This window comes from Microbacterium terricola, from assembly GCF_027943945.1.
Taxonomy (GTDB): domain Bacteria; phylum Actinomycetota; class Actinomycetes; order Actinomycetales; family Microbacteriaceae; genus Microbacterium; species Microbacterium terricola.
Map to the genome: position 1 here is coordinate 1,593,211 of NZ_AP027141.1, position 22,981 is coordinate 1,616,191.

Consider the following 22,981-nt stretch of genomic DNA (forward strand, 5'->3'; position numbering starts at 1 on the left):
CCCCGCTCAGCTGTCGAGCGAGAGCTCCTCGGGTAGCTGGAAGTCGCGGCGCGTGAGCTCCTCGACGTTCACGTCCTTGAAGGTGAGGACCCTGACCGACTTCACGAACCGGTCGGCGCGGTAGATGTCCCACACCCACACATCGGTCATCGTGAGCTCGAAATAGAAGTCGTGCTCGGTGTCGCGCCGCACGACATCGACCTCGTTCGCGAGGTAGAAGCGCCGCTCGGTCTCGATCACGTACTGGAACTGCGAGACGACGTCGCGGTACTCGCGATACAGCGCAAGTTCCAGTTCGCGGTCGTAGTCTTCGAAGACGTCGTCATCCATGGTGCATCCATCCTACGGCCGCGTCAGAACAGCGTCGGTGCGTCCGCGATCGACCATGATGCCCGGTGATGCGGGCTGAGTCCCCTGGCGCGGATGGCTTCCCGGTGCTCCGGACTCGCGTAGCCCTTGTTGCGGCTCCACTGGTAGTCCGGGTGCTCGTCGTGGAGGCGCACCATGAGGTCGTCGCGGGCCACCTTGGCGATGACGGATGCTGCAGCCGCACTGGCGCAATCGCGATCCGCCTTGATCACCGGGCGCACATCGAGGCCCCGCGCACCTGCGGGCGAGATGTAGTCGTAGTTGCCGTCGAGCAGCACGATGGCCTCCTCGGCCACGACACCGTGGGCGCGGAGGTCGGCGAGGGCGCGGATCGTCGCCATCCCGAGCGCGCGCATGATGCCGATCTCGTCGATCTCCGCCGAGCTCGCCCACCCGACGGCGCTGACCGACACCCAGCCGGCGGCGCGAACGGCCAGTGCCGCCCTCCGGGGCTCCGGCACGAGCTTGGAGTCCCGGAGTCCCTCGGGCACGCGGCCCCGCGCGCGCCGGGCGTCGAGTACGACCGCCCCGACGGCGACAGGCCCCGCGAGGGCGCCGCGGCCCACCTCGTCGCACGCGATGACGATCGACCGCTCCCGCAGGAGCTTCCGCTCGAGCGTCAGACGCGGGACCGCCACCGTCATCGGGCCAGGGCTCCCGCCGGGTCGGGGACGCCGGTGAACACCTCGTGGTGCTCGTCCAGCAGCCCGAATCGGTCGAACGGCCAGGTCACCAGGAATGCGCGGCCGACCACGTTGTCGAGCGGCACGAAGCCCTTGCCCGGCTGGTCGGTGTTGTACCGGGAGTCCTTGGACCGGTAGCGGTTGTCGCCGAGCACCCACACGCTGTCGTCCGGCACGGTGACGTCGAACTCGTCGGCGGATGCCCGCGTCTCGCCGTCCGGGAGCTTGAGGTAGTCGGTCTCGTCGATCGGCACGTCGTTCACGGAGATCTGGCCGAGCGCATTGCAGCACACCACATGGTCGCCGGGAAGACCGATCAGGCGCTTGACCAGGTGGTCGTCGCTGTCCGGCGCGGACAGTCCCACGAGCGAGAGCAGCCAGTCGAACGCCTCGACGACCGGCGGTCGCGGCTCCGCCGTGGAGACGGGCAGCCATCCGCCCGGATCCTGGAACACGATGATGTCGCCGCGGTCGTAGCCACCGAATCGCGGGGTGATCTCGTCGACGAGGATGCGGTCATTGACGTGGAGCGTGTCCTCCATCGACGAGGACGGGATGTAGAACGAGCGCACCAGGAAGGTCTTCACCAGGAACGAGACGAGCACCGCGATCAGCACGATGATCAGCACGTCCCGCAGGAACGCGAGCCAGCCGCGTCGGCGCTCCGGCATCGGGCTGGTCGCTCCGGCCTCGGCCGCCGTCTTCTCGCTCGTCATGGGGTCCTTCTCCTGAAGCGTCGAGGAACGACGCGCCGCACATCAAGGGTCGCACATCCGGGACGCGACGACGCCCCGAGGAAGCATCCTCGGGGCGTCGTGCGATGGAACCGGCGCGGAACGTCAGTTGTCGCGCTTCTCCTTGATCTTGGCCTTCTTGCCGCGCAGCTCGCGCAGGTAGTACAGCTTGGCGCGGCGCACGTCACCACGGGTGACGACCTCGATGTGGTCGATCACGGGGCTGTGCACGGGGAAGGTGCGCTCGACGCCCACCTGGAAGCTGATCTTGCGGACCGTGAAGGTCTCGCGCACGCCGTCGCCGGAGCGGCCGATGACGTGACCCTGGAACACCTGGATACGCGAGCGCGTACCTTCCGTGATGTTGACGTGCACCTTCACGGTGTCGCCGGGGCCGAAGGCGGGGATGTCGGTACGGAGGGATGCCGCGTCGACGGCGTCGAGGATCTGCATGATCTTCACTCTCTGCGGCTGCCACAGGTCGACCGCGAAGGATGGGAAAGGTTGGTGTGTGTGCCCGAGGCTGCTGACGATTGCTCACGCAGCCGCTCCCCTGAGGCAGAGCTGATCAGGGCACGAAGGTCCATTCTGCCATGGATGACCTCCCCGGCCAAAACGGCGCGAGCCCGCTCAGGGGCGCTCGGGACCGCGCTTCTCGGTCAGCACGATGACCTCGGGATCCGCTGCGGGTGTGCGCTGCGTCGACTCGGCCGCCGGGATGTAGCCCATGCCGTCCGCCGTGTGCAGGACCACCGCCCCGCGCGCCTCGCGCCACAGCTGGGACAGCGTGATCCAGAACAGCGCGATTCCGACGGCCACCGTGAGGATGAACACCCCTGCCCACCAGGCCGGGTTGAAGAAGCCGAGCGCGATGATCAGGCAGTGCCAGACCCCGAAGCCGGCGACGTCCGTCCACGAGACCGCGCGCGCCGCCCGGACGGTGCCCCGGGCCCGCACCAGCAGGGTGAGCACGAGCTGGCCGACGAACACGATCGGCATCGACAGGAACACCCAGAACAGCGCCCACCCGCTCGATCCGAAGCTGATCCAGCCGATGAGCAGCCAGAGCGGCAGCAGGAAGGCGGCAGGGATCAGCCAGCCGAAGATCGCGCGACGTAGCCACATGCCATCGATGCTACGCCCAGGTCGCATCGGACAGAATGGACTCGGACGAGAGGACCCCCATGATCGAACTGCGCACACCGGCCGAGATCGAGGCGATGCGCCCGGCAGGACGATTCGTGGCGGAGACGCTGGCCGCCCTGCGGGAGGACACGAAGGTCGGCACGAACCTGCTGACGATCGACCGGCGCGCGCACGAGCTGATCCGAAAGGCGGGCGCGCAGTCCTGCTACATCGACTACCACCCGTCGTTCGGCGCGAGCCCGTTCGGCAAGGTGATCTGCACGTCGATCAACGATGCGGTCCTGCACGGACTCCCCCACGACTACGCGATCAAGGACGGCGATCTCGTCTCGCTGGACTTCGCGGTCTCGATCGACGGCTGGGTCGCCGACTCCGCCGTCTCGTTCGTCGTCGGCACCCCGCGCGACGAGGACCTGCGCCTGATCGACACGACGGAGCGAGCGCTGGATGCTGCCATCGCCGCCGCCACGGTGGACAACAGGATCGGCGACATCTCCCACGCGATCGCCCAGGTCGCGCACGGCGAGGGCTACGAGATCAACACCGACTTCGGCGGTCACGGCGTGGGCCGTGTCATGCACGGAGACCCGCACGTGCCCAACGACGGCAAGCCGAACCGGGGCTACCCGCTGCGCGCCGGGCTCGTGGTCGCGCTGGAGCCGTGGTTCCTGGGTACCACCGACGAGCTGATCACCGACCCGGACGGATGGACGCTGCGCAGCGTCGACGGCTCCCGCGGCGCCCACTCGGAGCACACCGTGGCGATCACCCCCGACGGGCCGATCGTCCTGACCGACCGCTCCTGGCTCGGCGTCGCCTGACGCCCGCGGGCGCCGGCGTCACCTCGACGGGCCGACGATCGCCGCAGTGTCCGCCGGCAGCAGCACGGCGGCGCCGGCACGACGCACGTCATCCCGCGTGGCCAGCAGGATGTCCGCGTCAGCCGGGACGGCGAGCTCGACCGGTTCAGCGCTGAGGTTCACGAGCACCTCGAGTGCGCCGCGGCGCAGCCGGAAGAGCCGGTGCGCGGCGTCCTCACCGCCCTCCGCGTCGGCCGAGAGCGAGGTCGACCGCGGATCCGTGAGGTCGGGACGCTCGCGACGCAGCCTGATCAGGGCGCGGTAGAGGGCCAGCAGCCGGGCATGATCGCCGGTGGTCGGTTCGTCCCAGTCCAAGTGGGAGCGGCGGAACGTCTCCGGGTCCTGCGGGTCGGGCACGACCGACTCGTCCCACCCCATGCGCCCGAACTCGGCCTTCCTGCCCTCGGCGGTGGCGCGCCCGAGTTCCGGCTCCGGATGCGAGGTGAAGAACTGCCACGGCGTGCGCGCTCCCCACTCCTCACCCTGGAAGAGCATCGGCGTGCCCGGAGACGTGAGCGTGAGCATCGCGGCGACGGCGAGCCGGTCGTAGGACAGGGTCTGGCTGAGCCGGTCGCCGGCAGCGCGGTTGCCGATCTGATCGTGGTCCTGCGCGAAGGTGACCAGCCGCCACATCGGCACCTCCGCCGGCACCGGCGCGCCGTGCGGCCTCCCCCGGAACGACGACACGGTGCCGTCGTGGAAGAACCCGCCCGTCCAGACCTTCGGGAGGGCGTCGAGCGCGGCGAAGTCCGCGTAGTATCCGGCGGTCTCGCCGGTGAGGGCGACGTGCGCCGCGTGGTGCCAGTCGTCGCTCCACTGCGCGGTGAGGCCGTACCCGCCTGCCTCGCGGGGCAGGATCAGGGTGGGATCGTTCAGGTCGGACTCGGCGATGAGGGTGAGCGGGCGCCCCAGATGGGCCGACAGGGCATCCGCAGCCTCGGCCAGCTCGCGCAGGATGTGCACGGGCCGCTCGTCGTGGAGCGCGTGCACGGCGTCCAGGCGCAGGCCGTCGACGTGATAATCGCGGAGCCACATCATGGCGTTGTCGACGATGTAGGCGCGCACCGCATCCTGATCGAGGTCCACGCTCAGGCCCCACGTGTTCGAGCTCTCGTCGCGCAGGTAGGGACCGAACTCGGGCAGGCGATTGCCGCTCGGGCCGAGGTGGTTGTAGACGACGTCCTGGATGACGGCGAGGCCCGCGGCGTGGGCGGCGTCGACGAAGCGCTGGTACGCCGCCGGGCCGCCGTAGGCCTCGTGCACCGCGTACCAGGCGACGCCGTCGTAGCCCCAGTTCCAGGTGCCGTTGAACCCGTTCACCGGGAGGAGCTCGACGTGCGTGATCCCGAGGTCGCTGAGGTGCCCGAGCCGGCCGATGGCGGCGTCGAGCGTTCCGTCCGGGGTGAAAGTGCCGATGTGCAGCTCGTACACGACACCCCCGGCGAGCGGGCGCCCGGTCCAGGCGTCGTCGGTCCACACGTGCGCGTGCGGGTCGAACCAGGCGGACGGCCCGTGCACGCCGTGCGGCAGCCGACGGCCGCGCGGGTCCGGGCGCACCGCGTCCGCGTCGCCCAGGAGGAAGCCGTACTCCTCTCCGGGGCGGAGGACGGCATCCGTCCGCCACCAGCCGTCCGCAGCGGCGACGAGCTCACTCGGGGAACCGTCCTCGCGATGCAGTCGCACCCGGTCGGCGCGCGGCGCCCACACCTCGATCACGGTTCCTCCTCGGGCACCAGCAGCGCCACCGGGTAGATCTCGAGCAGCTCCCCCATCGGCAGCTCGCCGCCGCGGAATGTCCGCCCGGTCAGCACATCGCGCGTCGGACCGGCGTGCCGGAGCAGGGCGGTGTCGCCCCACCCGCCGCGGCGGTGCAGTCCGACGGGAAGCCGGGTGGCGACGGTGAGTGCGCCGCCGCGGTCGTAGGCGATCGCGTGCGCGGCCGCGTCCCCCACCACCGTCATCGGCGTGTAGCGGGTGAACAGGCCCGGCCGATCGCGCCGCAGGCGCAGCGCTCTGGCGGTCACGAGCAGCTTCGCCACCCCGTCCGCGTCGATCGTCGGCGGAGGTCCTTCGTCGATGCGCGCCAGCAGTGCGCGGCGGGCGGCGTAGTCGACGGGCCGCCGGTTGTCGGGGTCGACCAGCGAGAGGTCCCACAGCTCCGTGCCCTGGTACACGTCGGGCACGCCGGGACCGGTCAGGTGCAGGAGCGCCGCGGACAGCGCGTTCGACCACCCCGGCCAGGCGATCTCGGCGACGAAGGCGTCCACGACCGGCCGGGCCGCACCGAAGGCCGCATCGATCAGCGCGTGCGTGCGCGCCTCGAACGCCTGATCCGGATCCGTCCAGGTCGTGGCCTCGCCCGCCTCACGGGCCGCCTTGACCGCGTACTCGCGCAGGCGCTCAGGGGTGGACGGCCACGACCCGACGATCGCCTGCCAGAGCAGCGCGTCGAACGGACCGTGCCCGGTCGTGGCGACCGCGCGCAGCTGCCCGAGCACCTCGGCCCACCGCTCCGGAATCTCGGCCAGCACCGCGAGCCGTGCCCGCACATCGGCCCCGCGCTTGGTGTCGTGCGTCGACAGCGTCGTCATCGCCCGCGGCCAGTGGGCGTGCCGGAGGCTGCGCGCCGCGTGGAAGCCGTGGACGTCGAGCGAGAACTGCGCGGGGTCGCCGCCGACCTCGGTGAGCGTGCCGAGCCGGGTCGCCCGGTAGAACGCGGCGTCCTCGACGCCCTTGGCCATGACCGGACCCGCGGTCTGCTCGAACCGACGCGACACCGGCTGCGCCGGGTCGGCGAGCACAGGCAGCAGCACGCGGATCGCATCGGCGAGGTCAGGACGACGAGCGGATGCGGTATCCGCTGCCTCGTCCAGCACCCGCCTCCCGGCAGGGAGGTAGGTGCGGTACACCGGGAATCCGGCGAGGATCTCGGCGAGGGCGTCCGCGGCCTGCGCCTCGTCGAGGAGGCCCGCCGGGAAGTCGCGCACGAGCCGCGCGATCTCGGGAGCGAGGACCGTGTCCGCCACCGCGCGCTTCGTGCCGAGGGTGAGTGCCGTCCACCCCTCGGACGGCGGCAGGCCCGTCTCGGCGCGCAGCATCGCGTCGAGCGCGTCGAGCGGCTCCTCGCCGCGCGGGTCGATCAGCACCCGGGCGATCTCGCCGAGTGCGTCGTAGCCCGTGGTGCCGTCGGTCGCCCACCAGCCTGGCAGCTCCTCGCCGGGTTCGAGGATCTTCTCCACCACGACGTACGGCTCGGCCGATCCGGCCCCGCGCAGCGCAGCGTCCAGTCGGGCGAGGTACGCGCCGGGGTCGCGCAGGCCGTCGGGATGGTCGATGCGCAGCCCGTCGACGAGCCCCTCCCGCACCCAGCGCAGCACCTCGGCATGCGTCCGGTCGAACACCCACGGCACCTCGACACGGACGCCGGCGAGGCCGGTCACGGTGAAGAAGCGGCGGTAGTTGAGCGTCGTCGCCTCGTGCCGCCAGAACACCGGCTCCCAGTGCTGACGGCCCAGCACCCCGGCCACGTCCGCCGGATCGAGGCCGCCCAGCGACTCCGGCGCGAGGGGCAGCACGTGGTCGAAGTACCTGACGACGCCGGCGTCCGCGTCGACCACGAGATCCGCCAGCGCGTCCGGGAGCTCCGCCCCCAGGATCGGCAGCCGCACGCGGCCGCCTCCGGCGGCCCAGTCGATGTCGAAGGCCTCCGCGTACGTCGATGCGGCGCCGTGCGTGAGCACGTCCCACCACCACGCGTTCTGCTCGGGCTGCGCGATCCCCATGTGATTGGGCACGATGTCCACGACGATGCCGAGGCCCGCCGCCCTGGCTTCCCGCGCGAAGCGCTCGAGGGCGTCTGCTCCCCCACGGGATGCGTCCACGCGCGTCGGATCGGTGACGTCGTAGCCGTGATCCGAGCCCTCCGTCGCCTGCAGCAGGGGCGAGAGGTATGCCGCCTCGACCCCGAGATCATGCAGGTAGCCCGCGACGCAGGCAGCAGCATCCAGGTCGAAATCGGCGCGGATCTGCAGCCGGTAGGTCGACGAATGCTCCACGATCTACCTCTGGACCTCCGGTCGCGGCGCGGCCCCCGTGATCTCGTCGATGGCGCCGGTCTGCGCCTGCGCCAGCGACGCGGCGACCGAGTGATCGCTGTCGCCGACGACGTCATGATGCTCGCACAGCACGACGAGGGCCTTCGACGGCAGCGTCAGGGATGTGCCGGGCTCGATGACCGCGTTCGTGTGCTCGCCCGCCGTGTCGACGAGGACGTCCCAGACGGGACTCGCCTCCACCTCGGGGATGTGGAAGTCGACTGGGTCATCGCCCGCGTTGAACAGGATGATGAAGTGGTCGTCCTCGATCGGGTTGCCGCGGCGGTCACGCTCGCGGATGCCGTCGCCGTTGAGGAAGACGCCGATCGCCCGCCCGAAGCCGGAATCCCAGTCCTCGGGCTGCATCTGCGTGCCGTCGGGTCGCAGCCAGCCGATGTCGGGGATCGGCTCCCCTTCCTCGCGGCGGACCGGACGGCCGTTGAAGAAGCGGCGGCGGCGGAACGTCGGGTGCTCGCGCCGCAGTCGCGTGAGGGCGGCGGTGAACTCGATGAGCGGCTGGTCGGCGCTCTCCCAGTCGAGCCAGGACAGCTCGTTGTCCTGCGCGTAGACGTTGTTGTTGCCCCGCTGGGTGCGTCCGAGCTCGTCGCCGTGCAGCAGCATGGGCACGCCCTGGCTGAGGAGCAGCGTCGCGAGGAAGTTGCGCTGCTGGCGCCCTCGGATGGTGCGGATCGCCGGATCGTCGGTCGGCCCCTCGACACCGTGGTTGGAGGAGCGGTTGTGCGATTCGCCGTCGCGGCCATCCTCGCCGTTCGCGTCATTGTGCTTGTCGTTGTAGGACACCAGATCGCGCAGGGTGAACCCGTCGTGCGCGGTGACGAAGTTGATCGAGGCCACCGGACGACGGCCGGAGTGCTCGTACAGGTCGGCGGAACCGGTCAGGCGCGAGGCGAACTCGCCCAGCGTCGAGGCCTCCCCGTGCCAGAAGTCGCGCACGGTGTCGCGGTACTTGCCGTTCCACTCGGTCCACTGCGGCGGGAAGTTGCCCACCTGGTAGCCGCCCGGCCCGACGTCCCACGGCTCGGCGATGAGCTTCACCTGCGAGACCACCGGATCCTGCTGCACGAGCTCGAAGAAGGCGGCCAGGCGGTCGACGTCGTAGAACTCGCGCGCCAGGGCCGCGGCCAGGTCGAAGCGGAACCCGTCGACGTGCATCTCGAGCACCCAGTACCGCAGCGAGTCCATGATCAGCTGGAGCGCGTGCGGGTTGCCGACGTTGAGGCTGTTGCCCGTGCCCGTGTAGTCGGTGTAGTACCGCGGATCCTTGTCCTCGAGCCGGTAGTACGCGGCGTTGTCGATCCCGCGCATGGAGAGCATGGGTCCGAGATGGTTCCCCTCTGCGGTGTGGTTGTAGACGACGTCGAGGATCACCTCGATGCCGGCGGCGTGCAGCGCGCGCACCATCCCCTTGAACTCCTGCACCTGCTGTCCGCGCTGCCCGCTCGAGGAGTACGTGTTCTGGGGCGCGAGGAAGGCGATCGTGTTGTAGCCCCAGTAGTTCGACAGCCCCTTCTCCTGCAGGGTCGAGTCGTCGACGAACTGGTGCACGGGCATCAGCTCGATCGCCGTCACGCCGAGCCGCTTCAGGTGCGCGATGGTCGCCGGATGAGCCAGTGCGCTGTACGTGCCGCGGATCTCCTCGGGGATCTCCGGGTGCAGCTTGGTCAGGCCCTTCACGTGCGCCTCGTAGATGACCGTCTCGGAGTACGGGGTCTTCGGCAGCCGGTCGCCCGCCCAGTCGAAGAACGGGTTGATCACCACGGCCTTCATCATCGAGGCCGCGGAGTCGTCGTCGTTGCGCGAGTCGGGGTCGCCGAACTGATACGGGAACACCGACTGGTTCCACTCGACCTGCCCCTCGACGGCCTTCGCATACGGGTCGAGCAGGAGCTTGTTCGGGTTGAAGCGCTTGCCCGTCGACGGGTCGTAGTCGCCGTGCACGCGGTAGCCGTAGCGCTGGCCCGGTGCCACCGTCGGGAGATAGGCGTGCCACACGAAGGCATCGACGTCGACGAGCGGGACGCGCGTCTCCTTGCCGCGGTCGCCGAAGAGACAGAGCTCCACGCGTTCGGCACCCTCGCTGAAGAGGGCGAAATTGGTGCCGTTGCCGTCGAACGTGGCACCGAGCGGGTAGCTGGATCCTGGCCAGGCGTGCATAACGTCCTTCCCCGGGGAGTGTCCCCACCCTAGCCCGCGTGAGCCCGACCGCCTGACCCCCTCACATCGGAGGGTGCGGCGGTGTGAGGGAAACGTTCGCTCGGAGAAACCGAAGCCCGCCGGGAGCGGAAACAGCCTGCGCCTACCGTCGTGGACACGGATCGCACCCCGCCCACCCAGGAGCCGATATGACCGCTTCGACGCCAGACCCGCACCGCGCTGCCGAGCCCGTCGTCAGCCCGAAACATCGCGCTGACAGGAATGCAACAAGCGATGGCTACCGTGGCGGCATGCACAACTCCGGTCCGGCACCCCGCCACGCCGTGGTGGTCGGCGGCGGGATGGTGGCGCACCGGTTCGTCGAGAGTCTGCTCAGCCGTTCCGGCGAACGGTGGCGGATCACGGTCATCGGCGAGGAGCCGCGCGATCCGTACGACCGCGTCGGTCTCACCGGGTTCTTCGCGGGCGCGACGGCTGACGATCTGACGCTGGACCGCTCGGTCCTGGCGGACGAACGGGTCGAGTTCCTGCGCGGTGAGACGGTCGTCGAGATCGATCGCGCCGAGCGCAGGGTGCGCACCAGGACGGGACGCCGAGTCCCGTACGACCGGCTCGTGCTCGCGACCGGGTCCTACGCCGCTCGGCTTGCGGTGGACGGCTTCGGCCTGGAGGGATGCTTCGTCTACCGCACGCTGGATGACGTCGAGGCACTGCGCACTTTCGTGCAACGACGGACTCAGGCGCTGGGGCGCCCGCTGACCGGCACGGTGATCGGTGGCGGCTTGCTCGGCCTGGAGGCAGCGGGCGCACTGCAGGGACTCGACGTCGACTGCGCCGTGATCCAGTCCGCCGACCGCCTCATGTCGGCGCAGCTCGACCTCCCCGCGGGCGACGCGTTGCGGCGGATCGTCGAGCAGCGGGGCATCCGCGTGCGCACAGGGACCGTGACGACGCGCCTGGACCCCGACCGCTCCGGCGCCGTCGCCGGTTTGGAGTTCCGCGACGGCGATTACGCTGCCACTGACGTCGTGGTCTTCACCGTGGGGGTGCGCCCGAGAGACGAGATCGCCCGCCAGGCGGGCCTCGACGTGCACCCGCGCGGCGGCGTGCTGATCGACGACAGATGCCAGACCAGCGATCCGGACATCCTCGCCGTGGGCGAGGTCGCCAACTTCGCCGGCCAATGCGTGGGCCTCGTCGCCCCTGGCTACGCGATGGCGGAGGTCGCCGCGACCCGCCTGCTCGATGGCGATGCCACCTTCCCTGGTTTCGATCTGTCCACCAAGCTGAAGCTCTCCGGCGTGGACGTCGCCAGCTTCGGGGACGCCTTCGCCACGACCCCGGGCGCACTCGATGTCGTCTACGCCGATCCGGTCGCCGGCGTCTACAAGAAGCTCGTCCTCTCCGACGATGCGAAGACCCTGCTCGGCGGCATCCTGGTCGGCGACGCGTCGGCGTACGGATCGCTACGTCCGCTTGTCGGCGGAGCTCTCGGCGGTGATCCGGCCGCGTACCTCATGCCCGAGGACGGCGTCGCGGCCCCCACGGGCGATCTGCCGGACACCGCCCTAGTGTGCTCGTGCAACAGTGTGACCGCCGGCACGATCCGGACCGCGGTGCACGAGGAGGGCTGCGCCGACGTCACATCGGTGAAGGCATGCACGAAGGCCGGCGCCGCGTGCGGCTCGTGCGTCACGATGATCAAGAAGATCGTCGGCGTGGAGCTCGCGAAGACCGGCGCCACCCTCAGCAGCGCTCTCTGCGAGCACTTCGAGATGTCTCGCCGGCAGCTCTTCGACGCTGTCCGCGTGTCGGGGCTCGCCACCTTCAGCGGCGTCATCGAGCGGTTCGGGACCGGGCGCGGGTGCGACATCTGCAAGCCGGCGCTCGCCAGCATCCTGTCCACCCTGGTCGGCGGTCACGTCCTCTCGGGCGAGAACGCGGCTCTGCAGGACACCAACGACCACGTCATGGCGAACCTGCAGAAGGATGGCAGCTACTCGGTCGTGCCACGCATCCCCGGCGGCGAGATCACCCCCGCCGGACTGGTCGTCATAGGCCAGGTGGCGGAGGACTTCGGCCTCTACACGAAGATCACCGGCGGCCAGCGGATCGACCTCTTCGGCGCACGCCTCGAGCAGCTCCCCGCCGTGTGGAAGCGGCTCGTCGATGCCGGGTTCGAATCGGGCCACGCCTACGGGAAGTCCCTGCGCACCGTGAAGTCGTGCGTCGGCTCCACCTGGTGCCGCTACGGCGTGCAGGACTCGGTCGGCATGGCGGTGCAGCTCGAGCTGCGGTATCGGGGCCTGCGCTCGCCCCACAAGCTCAAGCTCGGTGTCTCGGGCTGCGCACGCGAGTGCGCGGAAGCGCGGGGCAAGGACGTCGGCGTCATCGCGACCGAGGCCGGCTGGAACATGTACGTCGGCGGCAACGGCGGCTTCACCCCCCGGCACGCGGTGCTGCTCGCGGAGGGGCTCGACGACGAGGCGCTGCTCACCGCCATCGACCGCTTCCTGATGTACTACATCTTCACGGCCGATCGACTGCAGCGCACTGCCCCGTGGTTCGAGGAGCTCGACGGCGGCATCGACGGGCTTCGCGCGGTGATCTTCGACGACAGCCTCGGCATCTGCGCCGATCTGGACGCCGCGATGGCTCGCCACATCGAGGGGTACGAGGACGAATGGAAGGCCACGCTGCAGGACCCGCAGAAGCTCCGCCGGTTCGCATCGTTCGTGAACGCACCCGCAACGCCGGACCCCTCGCTCGCCTACACCGTCGAGCGCGGGCAGCCGCGGCCGGCCACCGCGGCCGAACGGACCGACGTGGGTGTGTTCATCGCCGGTACGACCCTGGAGGTGCGGCGATGAGCGCCTGGCAGCGCCTCTGCGACGTGGCCGACCTCGAGGTCGAGCGCGGCCGGGCGGCGCTGGTGGGAAGCACACAGCTGGCGCTCTTCCTCACGCACTCCGGCCGGGTGTTCGCGGTGTCCAACCTGGACCCCTACAGCGGTGCGCATGTGATCTCGCGAGGCATCGTGGGGACGCGGCAGGATGTGCCGACGGTGGCGTCCCCGATGTACAAGCAGGTGTTCGACCTGCGTACCGGCTCCTGCCTGGACACGCAGGGCAAGGACCCACGCGATCTGGTGACCTGGCCGGTTGCGCTGGAGGACGGCGCGGTGTTCGTGAAGATCGAGGAGACGGCATGAGCACGCTGATGGGGATATCTCTGCAGGGCCGAGAGGTGCTGATGGTGGGCGGCGGCGATGTCACCGCCCGCCGGCTCGAGCGCTTCGCCGGAGAGGATGCGCGCGTCCGCGTCATAGCACCCGCGCTCGCACCGCGCACGCGCGCCCTCGTCCAGCAGCACGGCGCCGAGTGGGTGCCTCGCACTGTGACCGACGCCGATGTCACCGGTGTGTGGCTTGTGCACACCGCGACAGGTGACCCCGCCGTCGACGCCGCCGTCGCAGCTGCATGCGAACGGCAGCGGATCCTGTGCGTGAACGCGTCGGACGGGGCCCACGGCACTGCGCGGCTCGCCTCGGAGACCCGCTCGGGCGACGTGGTGATCGGCGTCGTCTCCGACGCGGGCGTCGACCCGCGGCGCACCGTCCGCATGCGCGACGCCATCGCTGCGATGCTGCGGGAGGGCGCACTGCCGATGCGGCGGCGCCGGACGACCGCCGCCGGGCGGGTCGACCTGGTCGGCGGCGGGCCCGGACCCGCCGACCTCATGACCGTGCGTGGACGACGCCTCCTCGCCGAGGCGGACGTCGTCGTGGCCGATCGCCTCGGGCCGACCGGCGTGCTGGCCGATCTCGACCCCGACGTCGAGGTCATCGATGTCGGCAAGGCGCCCGGTCAGCACCCGGTACCGCAGTCGGAGATCAACGACCTCCTTGTGCGGCACGCACGGGCCGGTCGCCGGGTGGTCCGCCTCAAGGGCGGTGACCCGTTCGTCTACGGCCGAGGCGGCGAGGAGGTCGCCGCCTGCCTTGCCGCCGGCATCCCCGTCGAGGTCGTCCCCGGCCTGACCAGTGTCGTCTCGGTGCCGCAGGCCGCGGGGATCCCCGTCACGCATCGCGGCACCGCCGCATCCGTCCACATCCTCAACGGGCAGGCGGAGACGACGCCGAGCACGATCGCCGCGCTGGTCGACGACACGGTCACGACGGTCGTGCTCATGGGTGTCGCGGCCCTGCCGCGCCTCGTCGCAGCGGCGCTCGCGGGCGGCGCCCCCGCCGATCGACCCGTGGCGATCATCGAGAGCGGGCACACCCCGCGTCAGCGGACGACTCGCACAACACTCGGCAAGGCTGTCGCCGATGCAGCGCGCACCGGCGTCCAGAACCCCGCCGTGATCATCATCGGCGATGTCGCCCGCGCCGGCCTGCTGCTGGATGCGTCCTCCAACGCCACCGGAGTCGCCCAGCCGTGACAGCGCGCATCCACCCCCCGATCTCGGCAGCCCTCGAGGGCTGCACCGTCGTGATCGCCGTCGACCGGCGGGCGGGCGAGCTGAGCGCCGCGCTCGAGCGGCACGGAGCGACCGTCCGCCAAGCGCCCGCCCTCACGATCGTGCCCCACATCGACGACGAGGCCCTGATCGACCGGACCCGCGAACTCATCCTGGATCCGCCCGAGATCGTGGTCGCGACCACCGGCGTCGGGTTCCGGGGGTGGATGGGCGCGGCCGATGAGGCGGGACTCGCCGACGAGCTGCACGCAGCGCTGTCCGAGGCTCGCATCGTCGCGAGGGGGCCGAAGGCCCGCGGCGCGATCCAGCAGGCCGGGCTCACCGCCGACTGGGTCGCCGAATCCGAGACCTCCCGCGAGCTCGGTGAGTTCCTCGTCGCCGAGGGTCTGGGCGGGCGCAGGGTCGCCGTGCAGCATCACGGATCCGGTGCGGACGGACTTGACGAGCTCTTCGACGAGCACGGTGCCGACGTGGTGAGCCTGACCGTCTACCGCTGGGGCCCTCCGCCGGACGCGGTCGCCGTGTCGCGGTCCGTGGTCGCCGCGTCGTCCGGGGAGGTCGATGCGGTGCTGTTCACCTCCGCGCCAGGTGCTGCCGAGTGGCTGGCCGCGGCGCACCGCCAGGGCGTCCTCGAGCCCCTGCTGCGGCTCTCACGCAGCGGACGCCTGCTGATGGCCGCGGTCGGACCCATCACTGCTGAACCCATCCGGGCCGTCGGCATAGAACCGCTCGTGGCCGAGCGTGGGCGACTCGGTGCGCTGGTGCGCAGCGTGGTCACCCACTACGGCGGCGGGCATGCGCCGGCTGTCGACACGACCGCGGGGCGGCTCGAGTTGCGCAGTTCCGGGGCGGTGCTGGACGGCCGCTTCATCCCGCTCTCCCGTACGGGCGTCGACATCCTCTCCGCGCTCTTCGCCGCCGCGGGCGGCGTCGTCTCCCGCGCCCACCTCCAGCACGCTCTCCCGCGGCCAGGAGAGAACACCCACGCCGTCGACATGGCGATCGCGCGGGTCAGGGAAGCGCTGGGCGCTGCGGAGCTCATCAAGACGGTGGTCAAGCGCGGCTATCGTCTCGATGTACTGGAGCCGGTGGAGTCGTCGTGGTGACCCTGATCGCGTGCTCCCACGGCACCCGCTCCCTCGCGGGCCGTGCGGCGATCGGCGCCCTCGTCGACCAGGTGCGGGCGCTGCTGCCGGCTGTCGAGGTGGCCGAGGCCTTCGTCGACGTGCAGGACCCGCGCGTCGAAGAGGTGGTCGACCGGACGGTGGCCGGCAGCGACGGACCCGTCGTCGTCGTGCCGCTGCTGCTGTCCACCGGCTTCCACACCCGCGTCGACATCGCCCGGGCCGTCTCACGCCACCCCGGTCGCGCGGTCGCGGCTCCTGCGCTCGGGCCGAACGACCTCCTCGCTCTCGTCCTGGAATCGCGGCTGGCTGCGCTGGATCCCGGCGCGGACGACGCGCTCATCCTCGCCGCCGCCGGATCGACCGACCCCGCCGCGGCGGCGGACGTCGCCGCAATGGCGGCGCGGCTCTCCGAATGTCTGCGGATGCCGGTATCCGCGGCGTACGCGGCGGGGGCCGATCCGCGGATCTCCGCCGCAGTGTCCGCCGCGCGCGCAGCCGGCGCGGCTCGCGTGATCGTCGCGAGCTACGTCCTCGCACCGGGATACTTCGCCGATGAGATCGCCGCATGCGGCGCCGACGCGGTGACCGCACCGCTCGCGCCGGACCTCCGGATCGCGGGCGTCGTGGTCGAGCGCTTCACTGCGGCAGCCGGGCTGCTGTCGGCAGCGTCGGGCTGAGCTCGCTCAGGCGAGCAGGTCAGGACGGCGCACGCGAGTACGCTCCAGACTCTGCTCACGGCGCCAGCGCGCGATCTCACCGTGGTGGCCGCTGAGCAGCACGGGCGGAACCTCCAGGCCACGCCATTCCTTCGGCTTCGTGTAGATCGGGTACTCGAGCAGCCCGTCCTCGTGCGACTCCTCCACGAGGCTGGCCGGATTGCCGACCACCCCGGGGATGAGCCGCGTGACCGCTTCGATCATCGCCATCGCCGCGACCTCGCCACCGTTGAGGACGTAGTCGCCGAGGCTCATCAGCCGCACCCGGCCCCTGGCCTCGTAGTGGTCGACCACCCGCTGATCGATGCCCTCGTATCGGCCGCACGCGAACACGAGCTGCTGCTCGTCCGCGAGCTCTCGGGCCACGGCCTGCGTGAAGCGCTCCCCCGCCGGCGACGGCACGATGAGCACCGCATCCTCACCGAGGATGCCGTCGAGCGTCTCCCCCCAGGGCTCCGGCTTCATCACCATTCCGGCGCCACCGCCATAGGGGGTGTCGTCGACGGTGTGGTGCCGGTCGTGCGCCGCGTCGCGCAGGTCGTGCACCCGCAGGTCGAGGGTGCCGCGTTCACGGGCCTTGCCGATGAGCGACACATCGAGCACATCGAAGAACGCCGGGAAGATCGTGACGATGTCGATGCGCATGCATCCGAGTGTAGGCAACCCCTGTGTTTCGGCAGTGTGACGGCGCACTCACCGCGTCGACGACGCTCGGTGACGGCAACGTGACGCAGAAGTAACCGCACCGAAGGTCCTGCGGAAACACCTGCTCCGTAGCGTGAAGCGCACACCGACGAGGAGGCACCATGACCGCGACAGTCACGCCCACAGCTTCCACCCCCACCCTGGACGCGCCCACGCCCGTCACGCTGACCAGGCGCCCGGGGCGCTGGATCGACGGCTGGAACCCCGAAGACGCCGCATTCTGGAACGGGGAGGGCCGCGCGATCGCGCGCCGCAACCTCAGCTGGTCGGTGTTCGCCGAGTTCCTCGGCTTCATCATCTGGCAGCTGTGGAGCATCGTCGTCGTGATGCTGCCCGCCGCGGGCTTCACGCTGACCACATCGGAGTCGTTCTGGCTCATCTCGCTGCCGAGCCTCGTGGGCGCCACGCTGCGCTTCCCCTACACGTTCGCCGTGGCGACCTTCGGCGGCCGCAACTGGACGATCATCTCGGCAGGCCTGCTGCTGATCCCGGCGACGCTGCTGGGCATCGTCGTAGGCAACCCCGACACGCCGTTCGGCGTGCTGCTGCTCGTCGCGGCCCTCGGCGGCGTCGGCGGAGGCAACTTCGCGAGCTCCATGGCGAACATCACCTACTTCTTCCCCCAGAAGGAGAAGGGCTGGGCGCTGGGACTGAACGCGGCGGGTGGCAACCTCGGCACATCCGTCGCGCAGTTCTGCGTGCCCATCGTCGTCACTATCGGCGCCGGCGCGACCTTGCACCTGTCGTGGGCGGGATGGATGTGGATCCCGCTCATCCTGGTGGCGATGTGGGGCGCGTGGCGCTACATGGACAATCTGTCCTCGGCCAAGGCCGACTTCGCGGGATCCGCGGCCGCGCTGCGCGAACCGCACCTCTGGCTGCTGTCGCTGCTGTACATCGGCACGTTCGGCTCGTTCATCGGCTTCGCCAGCGTCTTCCCGAAGCTCATCGCCGACCAGTTCCCCGCGTTCGGCACGATCCAGATCGGACAAGCGGCGATCACGCTCGCGTTCCTCGGCGCGCTCGTCGGCTCGCTCGCCCGCCCGTTCGGGGGTCGCCTCGCCGATCGGTTCGGTGGGGCCAGAGTCACCGTCGCCGCGTTCGCGGTGATGGCGCTCGGCGCGCTCGCCCTCGTGCTGACACTCCCCGCGCAGAACTTCGCCGTGTTCCTCGGATGCTTCCTCGTGCTGTTCGCGGCGACGGGCATCGGCAACGGGTCGACCTACCGCATGATCCCCAACGTGTTCGCAGCCAGGGGCCTCGCCCGCCCGACGACCGACGGCGGCGCGGCGATGCGCCGGAAGGCGGCCGCGGCGCTCGGCCTGATCTCCGCGATCGGCGCCTACGGCGGGTTCCTGATCCCGCAGGTGCTGAACGCCTCGCAGGCGACCACCGGCGGGTACACCGCTGCGTTCTACGGGTTCGTCGCCGGCTACCTCGCCCTGCTGACGATGACGGTGCTGGTGTACGTCGTCCCCCGCGCATCCCTGTCGCACCAGCGCATCTGATCCGGTACCCCGCAGCGGGCCGTCCTCCTCCCGGGGTGCGGCCCGCTCGCCTGCGGTCCCCGCAGACCGGACCCCTCACGCCAGCGATCCACCACTCCCCTGCGATGCACCACTCACCCGAAACTCCTGTTCTGGCGAAGGGAGGGCGATTGCGGCATCCATCGTCCTCCGCTGGCCAGAACGCCTGTTTTGGACGGCCGGCGAAGGGCGGACGCTGCGCCGGATGGCGGACGCGGCGCCGGATGGCGGACGCGGCGCCGGATGGCGGACGCGGCGCCGGATGGTGAACGCGGCGGCGAAGGGCGGACGCGGCGCAGGATGGCGGATGCGGCGCAGGAGGGTGGATGCTGCGGGGCGGCACTTCCCTGTGCGTCAGTACACGTCGCGCACGTAGCGCTTAGCCGCGGTGAGCCCCTTGCGGTAGTCCACGGCATCGTCTGCCGACATCCCGCCGTGCTGCTGGGCGATGACGGCGATGGTGTCGTCGACGTCCTTCGCCATGCGCGCCGCATCGCCGCACACGTAGAGATGCGCGCCGTCCTGGAGCCAGCGCCAGAGCTCGGCACCGTGCTCGAGCATCCGGTCCTGCACGTACACCTTCTGCCGCTGGTCGCGGGAGAACGCGGTCTCGAGACGAGTGAGCAGACCGTCCTCGCGCATCCCGAGGAACTCATCGCGGTAGTAGAAGTCGGTCGCCTCGTGCTGCTCGCCGAAGAACAGCCAGTTGCGGCCGGTGTGGCCGTCGGCGCGCCGGTCGTGCAGGAAACCTCGGAAGGGGGCCACGCCGGTCCCCGGGCCGATCATGATCATGGGCGCGTCCGCATCGTCCGGCGGCCGGAAGTGCGGGGACTTCTGCAGGTAGATCGGAGTGCCGGTCGCGCCGGCGATATCTGCGAGGAACGTGGAGCACACGCCCCCGCGCCGCCTGCCGTGCTCGGTCGTGAAGCGCACGACCGAGACTGTCACGTGCACCTCGTCAGGATGGGCCTTCGGGCTCGATGAGATCGAGTACTGGCGCGGCTGCAGGGTCTTCAGCACCGCGAGCCAGTCCGCGGGGTCAGCCCGCACGGGGAATTCGTGCAGCAGATCGACCGCCTGCATCCCCCACAGGTACTGCTCGAGGCGGCCCTTGTTCTCCCGGCGCAGCAGCGTCGCCAACGCGGGATCGACATTGTTGGCCGCGACGAAACCGAGCAGGTCGGCGCTGATCCGGGTGATGTCCAGGCGCGAGCGCAGCGCATCGCGCAGCAGCCACTCCGCCCCGTCCAGCGTCACCACGGCACGACCGGGGAGCCCGGTCGCCTCAAGCCACTCCGCCACCATCGCGTCGGTGTTGGCGCACAGCACGCCGAGCGAGTCCCCAGCCTCGTAGTCCGCGCCGACGTGGGCGATGTCGAGGCCGAATCGCCGTACTTCCTTGGCGGAGCCCGCACCGCTGAGCAGCTCGTCTTCGGTCAGAGCGGAATGGACGGGATTGCCGCGCGTGAACAGCCGCCGAGTGGGCGCGGGCGCGTCGAGGGTCGGGGTCCCGGCGCCGCCGATGACCCCGGCGATCCGGTCGATCCACGCCGCCGCCGGCGCCCCCGAGTCGGGCTCACAGTCCACACGCGGCAGCAGCGCTGTCGCACCGAGGGCGCCGAGACGCTCATCGATGCCGCGCCCGTGCGCGCAGAAATCGTCGTAGCTCGGGTCGCCGATCGCGAACACGGCATAGTCGATGCCGTCGAGCGACGGCGCGGCGTCGCCGGCGAGCTGCGACCAGAGGTCGGCGGCGTTGTCCGGCGGTCCCCCATCACCGAAGGTCGACGTCACCACGAGAAGCCGCCGCATCCCGCTCAGATCGCTCGCCGTCGTGTCGAGCATGCTGACGGCACGGGCCGGGATGCCGCGGGCGGTCAGGCTGGCTGCGCACGCGGCCGCGACCTGCTCGGCGTTGCCGGTCTGCGAGCCCCAGAGCACCGTGACCGCGTCGCCGGCTCCGATCTGCGCGGCGGAAGGTGCCTGTTCGGAGAGGACGCGACGGAACCAGGCGCGCGGGAGCGCGCCGAGCGGCGCGGCAGCGGGCACCGACGGCGTCCGTCCCCCGCCGTCCCGCAGTGCCTCGACCGCAGCGAGGAAGCCGGTGACATAGGCGTCCTCGGCCTCGGTGAGCACGGGTTCGACCCGCCGCATAGCGACGGCGGCGAACTTGAACGCGGGCTGGAACGACTCGGCGTCGACCGCATCGCTGGTCACCGCGTTGACGGTGAGGTCGGCCCCGTGCGCGTCATTCCAGTGGAACGGCGCGAAGCAGGTGCCCGGCCGCACCCGGTCGGTCACGACGGCCGGAAGCACGACGCGGCCGCGGCGCGAGATCAGCTCCACCCCGTCGCCGTCCGCGATGCCGTGCACGAGCGCGTCATCGGGGTGCAGCTCGACGAAGGGTTCCGGGTTGAGCCGGTCGAGCGTGCTCACGCGGCCGGTCTTGGTCATCGTGTGCCACTGGTGCTGGAGGCGACCGGTGTTCAGGATCATCGGATGCTGGTCGTCCGGCAGGTCGGCCGGGGCGAGGTGCGGGCGGGCGAAGAAGCGCGCCCGGCGCGTCGGCGTGGCGAACGCGAGCGCGGGCACGCTCCCGTCCGCCTCGCGGCGGAGGTGCTGGCTGATGCCGTCGTTGAGGTAGCGGATGGGGTGGCGCACCGCCTCGTCGTCGGGCGGCACCGGCCATTGCAAGGGCGTCTCACGCAGCCGCCCGTAGTCGGCCCCACGGAGATCCCAGCCGGTCTGCGGGTTCCAGAACCCGCGCAGCTCGTCGAACACCTCTGCGCTGCTCACGAAGTCGAAGCCGTCCGCGAAGCCCAGCGCCTGCGCCACGCGACAGATCAGCAGCCAGTCCGGCTGGGCGTCGCCCGGTGGGTCGATCGAGCGCTGCACGAGAGTCAGCGTGCGCTCGGAGTTGACGAACACCCCGTCTGCCTCCACCCACAGCGCTGCGGGCAGCAGCACGTCGGCGTATGCGGCTGTCGCGGTGTCGGCGTAGACGTCCTGCACGACCACCAGCTCGGCATTCTCGAGCCCGGCGATCACACTCGCGCGATTCGCGACGGACGCCACCGGGTTGGTGCAGATGATCCAGGCCGCCTTGATCTCGCCCGCCGCCATCCGCCGGTACAGATCTACGGTGCCCGCGCCGGTCTCGGCGCGGAGGGTGCCTGGAGGCAGCCCCCACCGCCCCTCCGTGTACGCGCGGTCGTCGGCGTTGAACGCCGACCGCTGACCGGGGAGACCTGGACCCATGTAGCCCATCTCCCGCCCGCCCATGGCGTTCGGCTGACCGGTGAGCGAGAACGGGCCGCTGCCGGGGCGGCAGATGGCTCCGGTCGCGAGGTGCAGGTTGCACAGCGCGTTCGTGTGCCACGTGCCCTGCGTCGACTGGTTCAGTCCCATCGTCCACAGCGACATCCACTCGCCCGCCTCGCCGATCCAGCGGGCTGCCGTTCGGATGTCGTCGGCGGAGAGCCCGGTGACCGCGGCGACCGCGTCAGGCGGATAGTCGGCGAGGAAGTCCGGCATCGCCTCCCAACCCTCGGTGTGGGCGTCGATGAACGCGGGATCGATCCGCCCGTCGACGACGAGCAGGTGCAGCAGCCCATTGAGGAGCGCAAGGTCGGTGCCCGGCCGGATCTGCAGGAACAGGTCAGCCCGCTCTGCGGTGGCTGTCCGGCGCGGATCGACGACGATCAGCTTCGCGCCCTGCTTGAGCCGATCGGCCATCCGCAGGAAGAGGATCGGGTGGCAGTCCGCGGTGTTCGAGCCGATGATCAGGAACAGATCGGCGCGGTCGATGTCGTCGTAGGACCCCGGCGGGCCGTCGGCGCCGAGCGACTGCTTGTACCCCGTCCCGGCGGACGCCATGCACAGCCGGGAGTTCGATTCGATGTGGATGCTGCGCAGATACCCCTTGACGAGCTTGTTCGAGAGATACTGCGCCTCCGTCGACATCTGTCCGGACACGTAGACCGCGACGGAATCGGGGCCGTGCTCGTCGATGATCGCGCGCAGGCGCGCGGCGGTCTCCTCGATCGCAGTCTCCACCGGCACAGGCACCGGATCGTCACCGCGTTCCGGGCGCACGAAGGCGGTCGTCATCCGGCCCGGCGCCGCCATCAGCTCCGCATGGGTGGCGCCCTTCGTGCAGAGTCGGCCTGCGTTGCTCGGGTGGTGCCCGTCACCGGCGACCGAGACGATGGCAGGGCTTCCGCCGACGCCCGTGGACGCGGTCGTGACAGTCATCCCGCATCCCACGCCGCAGTATGAGCAGACGGTGCGGGTCGTACCCGCCGTGATGCCCTGTTGCGACGCGCCGATGATGGGAAGGTCCATGCCTCAGCCATGATCCGCGC

The 22,981-nt window shown here is 70.7% G+C and carries 17 protein-coding genes; 7 read left to right on the plus strand and 10 right to left on the minus strand.

From position 1 onward, the window contains the following. Nucleotides 1-6: 6 nt before the first annotated feature. The 5 genes from Microterr_RS07505 to Microterr_RS07525 all read right to left on the minus strand — a co-directional run bounded on the left by Microterr_RS07505 (nt 7) and on the right by Microterr_RS07525 (nt 2,911). Nucleotides 7-330 carry a DUF2469 domain-containing protein gene (locus Microterr_RS07505; protein ID WP_263798598.1) on the minus strand — a complete coding sequence of 108 codons (324 nt, stop codon included), beginning with the start codon at nt 328-330 and terminating at the stop codon, nt 7-9. A 23-nt stretch (nt 331-353) separates the two neighbouring features. Beyond that, the gene (locus Microterr_RS07510) at nt 354-1,013 is read right to left on the minus strand and encodes a ribonuclease HII (RefSeq protein ID WP_263798597.1); all 660 of its coding nucleotides are present in this window, start codon (nt 1,011-1,013) and stop codon (nt 354-356) included. Then, the gene (gene lepB / locus Microterr_RS07515; RefSeq protein WP_263798596.1) at nt 1,010-1,768 is read right to left on the minus strand and encodes a signal peptidase I; all 759 of its coding nucleotides are present in this window, start codon (nt 1,766-1,768) and stop codon (nt 1,010-1,012) included. Before lepB ends, Microterr_RS07510 begins: the two co-directional genes overlap by 4 nt. Nucleotides 1,769-1,891: 123 nt before the next feature. Further along, nucleotides 1,892-2,239: a 50S ribosomal protein L19 gene (rplS, locus tag Microterr_RS07520; protein ID WP_263798595.1), complete on the minus strand. Its 348-nt coding sequence runs from the start codon at nt 2,237-2,239 to the stop codon at nt 1,892-1,894. A gap of 177 nt (nt 2,240-2,416) precedes the next feature. Next, nucleotides 2,417-2,911, minus strand: coding sequence for an MFS transporter permease (locus Microterr_RS07525; RefSeq protein ID WP_263798594.1), 495 nt, complete (start codon nt 2,909-2,911; stop codon nt 2,417-2,419). 59 nt (nt 2,912-2,970) lie between these two features. Between Microterr_RS07525 and map the strand changes: the two genes are divergently transcribed. Then, a complete protein-coding gene (map, locus tag Microterr_RS07530) occupies nt 2,971-3,753 on the plus strand; it encodes a type I methionyl aminopeptidase (protein WP_263798593.1) in 783 nt (260 codons plus the stop codon). A gap of 18 nt (nt 3,754-3,771) precedes the next feature. Here map and treZ read toward each other — a convergent pair whose 3' ends face one another. The 3 genes from treZ to glgX are packed head-to-tail and all read right to left on the minus strand — an operon-like array spanning nt 3,772 to nt 10,061. Further along, nucleotides 3,772-5,508 (minus strand): malto-oligosyltrehalose trehalohydrolase, encoded by a 1,737-nt coding sequence (gene treZ, locus Microterr_RS07535; RefSeq protein WP_263798592.1) that lies wholly within the window; start codon nt 5,506-5,508, stop codon nt 3,772-3,774. Then, nucleotides 5,505-7,847 carry a malto-oligosyltrehalose synthase gene (treY, locus tag Microterr_RS07540; protein WP_263798591.1) on the minus strand — a complete coding sequence of 781 codons (2,343 nt, stop codon included), beginning with the start codon at nt 7,845-7,847 and terminating at the stop codon, nt 5,505-5,507. The genes treZ and treY overlap by 4 nt, the downstream gene beginning before the upstream one ends. Before the next feature lie 3 nt (nt 7,848-7,850). Continuing rightward, nucleotides 7,851-10,061 (minus strand): glycogen debranching protein GlgX, encoded by a 2,211-nt coding sequence (glgX, locus tag Microterr_RS07545; RefSeq protein WP_263798590.1) that lies wholly within the window; start codon nt 10,059-10,061, stop codon nt 7,851-7,853. Between the two features lie 290 nt (nt 10,062-10,351). On the opposite strand from glgX, the gene nirB reads away from it, so the two are divergent. The 5 genes from nirB to Microterr_RS07570 are packed head-to-tail and all read left to right on the plus strand — an operon-like array spanning nt 10,352 to nt 16,347. After that, a complete protein-coding gene (gene nirB, locus Microterr_RS07550; RefSeq protein WP_263798589.1) occupies nt 10,352-12,931 on the plus strand; it encodes a nitrite reductase large subunit NirB in 2,580 nt (859 codons plus the stop codon). Then, complete coding sequence (gene nirD, locus Microterr_RS07555; RefSeq protein ID WP_263798588.1) at nt 12,928-13,272, plus strand: nitrite reductase small subunit NirD; 345 nt, start codon at nt 12,928-12,930, stop codon at nt 13,270-13,272. Before nirB ends, nirD begins: the two co-directional genes overlap by 4 nt. Beyond that, nucleotides 13,269-14,504, plus strand: a complete 1,236-nt coding sequence (gene cobA / locus Microterr_RS07560; RefSeq protein WP_263798587.1) for a uroporphyrinogen-III C-methyltransferase — start codon at nt 13,269-13,271, stop codon at nt 14,502-14,504. Before nirD ends, cobA begins: the two co-directional genes overlap by 4 nt. Next, nucleotides 14,501-15,649: a uroporphyrinogen-III synthase gene (locus Microterr_RS07565; protein WP_263798586.1), complete on the plus strand. Its 1,149-nt coding sequence runs from the start codon at nt 14,501-14,503 to the stop codon at nt 15,647-15,649. Before cobA ends, Microterr_RS07565 begins: the two co-directional genes overlap by 4 nt. Continuing rightward, complete coding sequence (locus Microterr_RS07570; protein WP_263798585.1) at nt 15,646-16,347, plus strand: sirohydrochlorin chelatase; 702 nt, start codon at nt 15,646-15,648, stop codon at nt 16,345-16,347. The genes Microterr_RS07565 and Microterr_RS07570 overlap by 4 nt, the downstream gene beginning before the upstream one ends. A gap of 6 nt (nt 16,348-16,353) precedes the next feature. Here the strand turns inward: Microterr_RS07570 and trmD are convergent, their stop codons facing one another. Next, nucleotides 16,354-17,031 (minus strand): tRNA (guanosine(37)-N1)-methyltransferase TrmD, encoded by a 678-nt coding sequence (gene trmD / locus Microterr_RS07575; RefSeq protein WP_263798584.1) that lies wholly within the window; start codon nt 17,029-17,031, stop codon nt 16,354-16,356. Nucleotides 17,032-17,192: 161 nt separating this feature from the next. On the opposite strand from trmD, the gene Microterr_RS07580 reads away from it, so the two are divergent. Then, a complete protein-coding gene (locus tag Microterr_RS07580; protein WP_263798583.1) occupies nt 17,193-18,599 on the plus strand; it encodes an MFS transporter in 1,407 nt (468 codons plus the stop codon). Between the two features lie 372 nt (nt 18,600-18,971). Here the strand turns inward: Microterr_RS07580 and Microterr_RS07585 are convergent, their stop codons facing one another. Then, on the minus strand, nt 18,972-22,961 hold the full coding sequence (locus tag Microterr_RS07585) for a bifunctional nitrate reductase/sulfite reductase flavoprotein subunit alpha (RefSeq protein WP_263798582.1): 3,990 nt from the start codon (nt 22,959-22,961) through the stop codon (nt 18,972-18,974). Between the last annotated feature and the right edge of the window lie 20 nt (nt 22,962-22,981).

Bases quoted from the DNA above. Each gene is read 5' to 3' on its own strand.
- lepB (WP_263798596.1), bottom strand. From the start codon at position 1,768: ATGACGAGCGAGAAGACGGCGGCCGAGGCCGGAGCGACCAGCCCGATG.
- Microterr_RS07580 (WP_263798583.1), top strand. From the start codon at position 17,193: ATGACCGCGACAGTCACGCCCACAGCTTCCACCCCCACCCTGGACGCG.
- Microterr_RS07505 (WP_263798598.1), bottom strand. From the start codon at position 330: ATGGATGACGACGTCTTCGAAGACTACGACCGCGAACTGGAACTTGCG.
- trmD (WP_263798584.1), bottom strand. From the start codon at position 17,031: ATGCGCATCGACATCGTCACGATCTTCCCGGCGTTCTTCGATGTGCTC.
- Microterr_RS07510 (WP_263798597.1), bottom strand. From the start codon at position 1,013: ATGACGGTGGCGGTCCCGCGTCTGACGCTCGAGCGGAAGCTCCTGCGG.
- map (WP_263798593.1), top strand. From the start codon at position 2,971: ATGATCGAACTGCGCACACCGGCCGAGATCGAGGCGATGCGCCCGGCA.
- Microterr_RS07585 (WP_263798582.1), bottom strand. From the start codon at position 22,961: ATGGACCTTCCCATCATCGGCGCGTCGCAACAGGGCATCACGGCGGGT.
- nirD (WP_263798588.1), top strand. From the start codon at position 12,928: ATGAGCGCCTGGCAGCGCCTCTGCGACGTGGCCGACCTCGAGGTCGAG.
- rplS (WP_263798595.1), bottom strand. From the start codon at position 2,239: ATGCAGATCCTCGACGCCGTCGACGCGGCATCCCTCCGTACCGACATC.
- nirB (WP_263798589.1), top strand. From the start codon at position 10,352: ATGCACAACTCCGGTCCGGCACCCCGCCACGCCGTGGTGGTCGGCGGC.
- glgX (WP_263798590.1), bottom strand. From the start codon at position 10,061: ATGCACGCCTGGCCAGGATCCAGCTACCCGCTCGGTGCCACGTTCGAC.
- cobA (WP_263798587.1), top strand. From the start codon at position 13,269: ATGAGCACGCTGATGGGGATATCTCTGCAGGGCCGAGAGGTGCTGATG.
- Microterr_RS07525 (WP_263798594.1), bottom strand. From the start codon at position 2,911: ATGTGGCTACGTCGCGCGATCTTCGGCTGGCTGATCCCTGCCGCCTTC.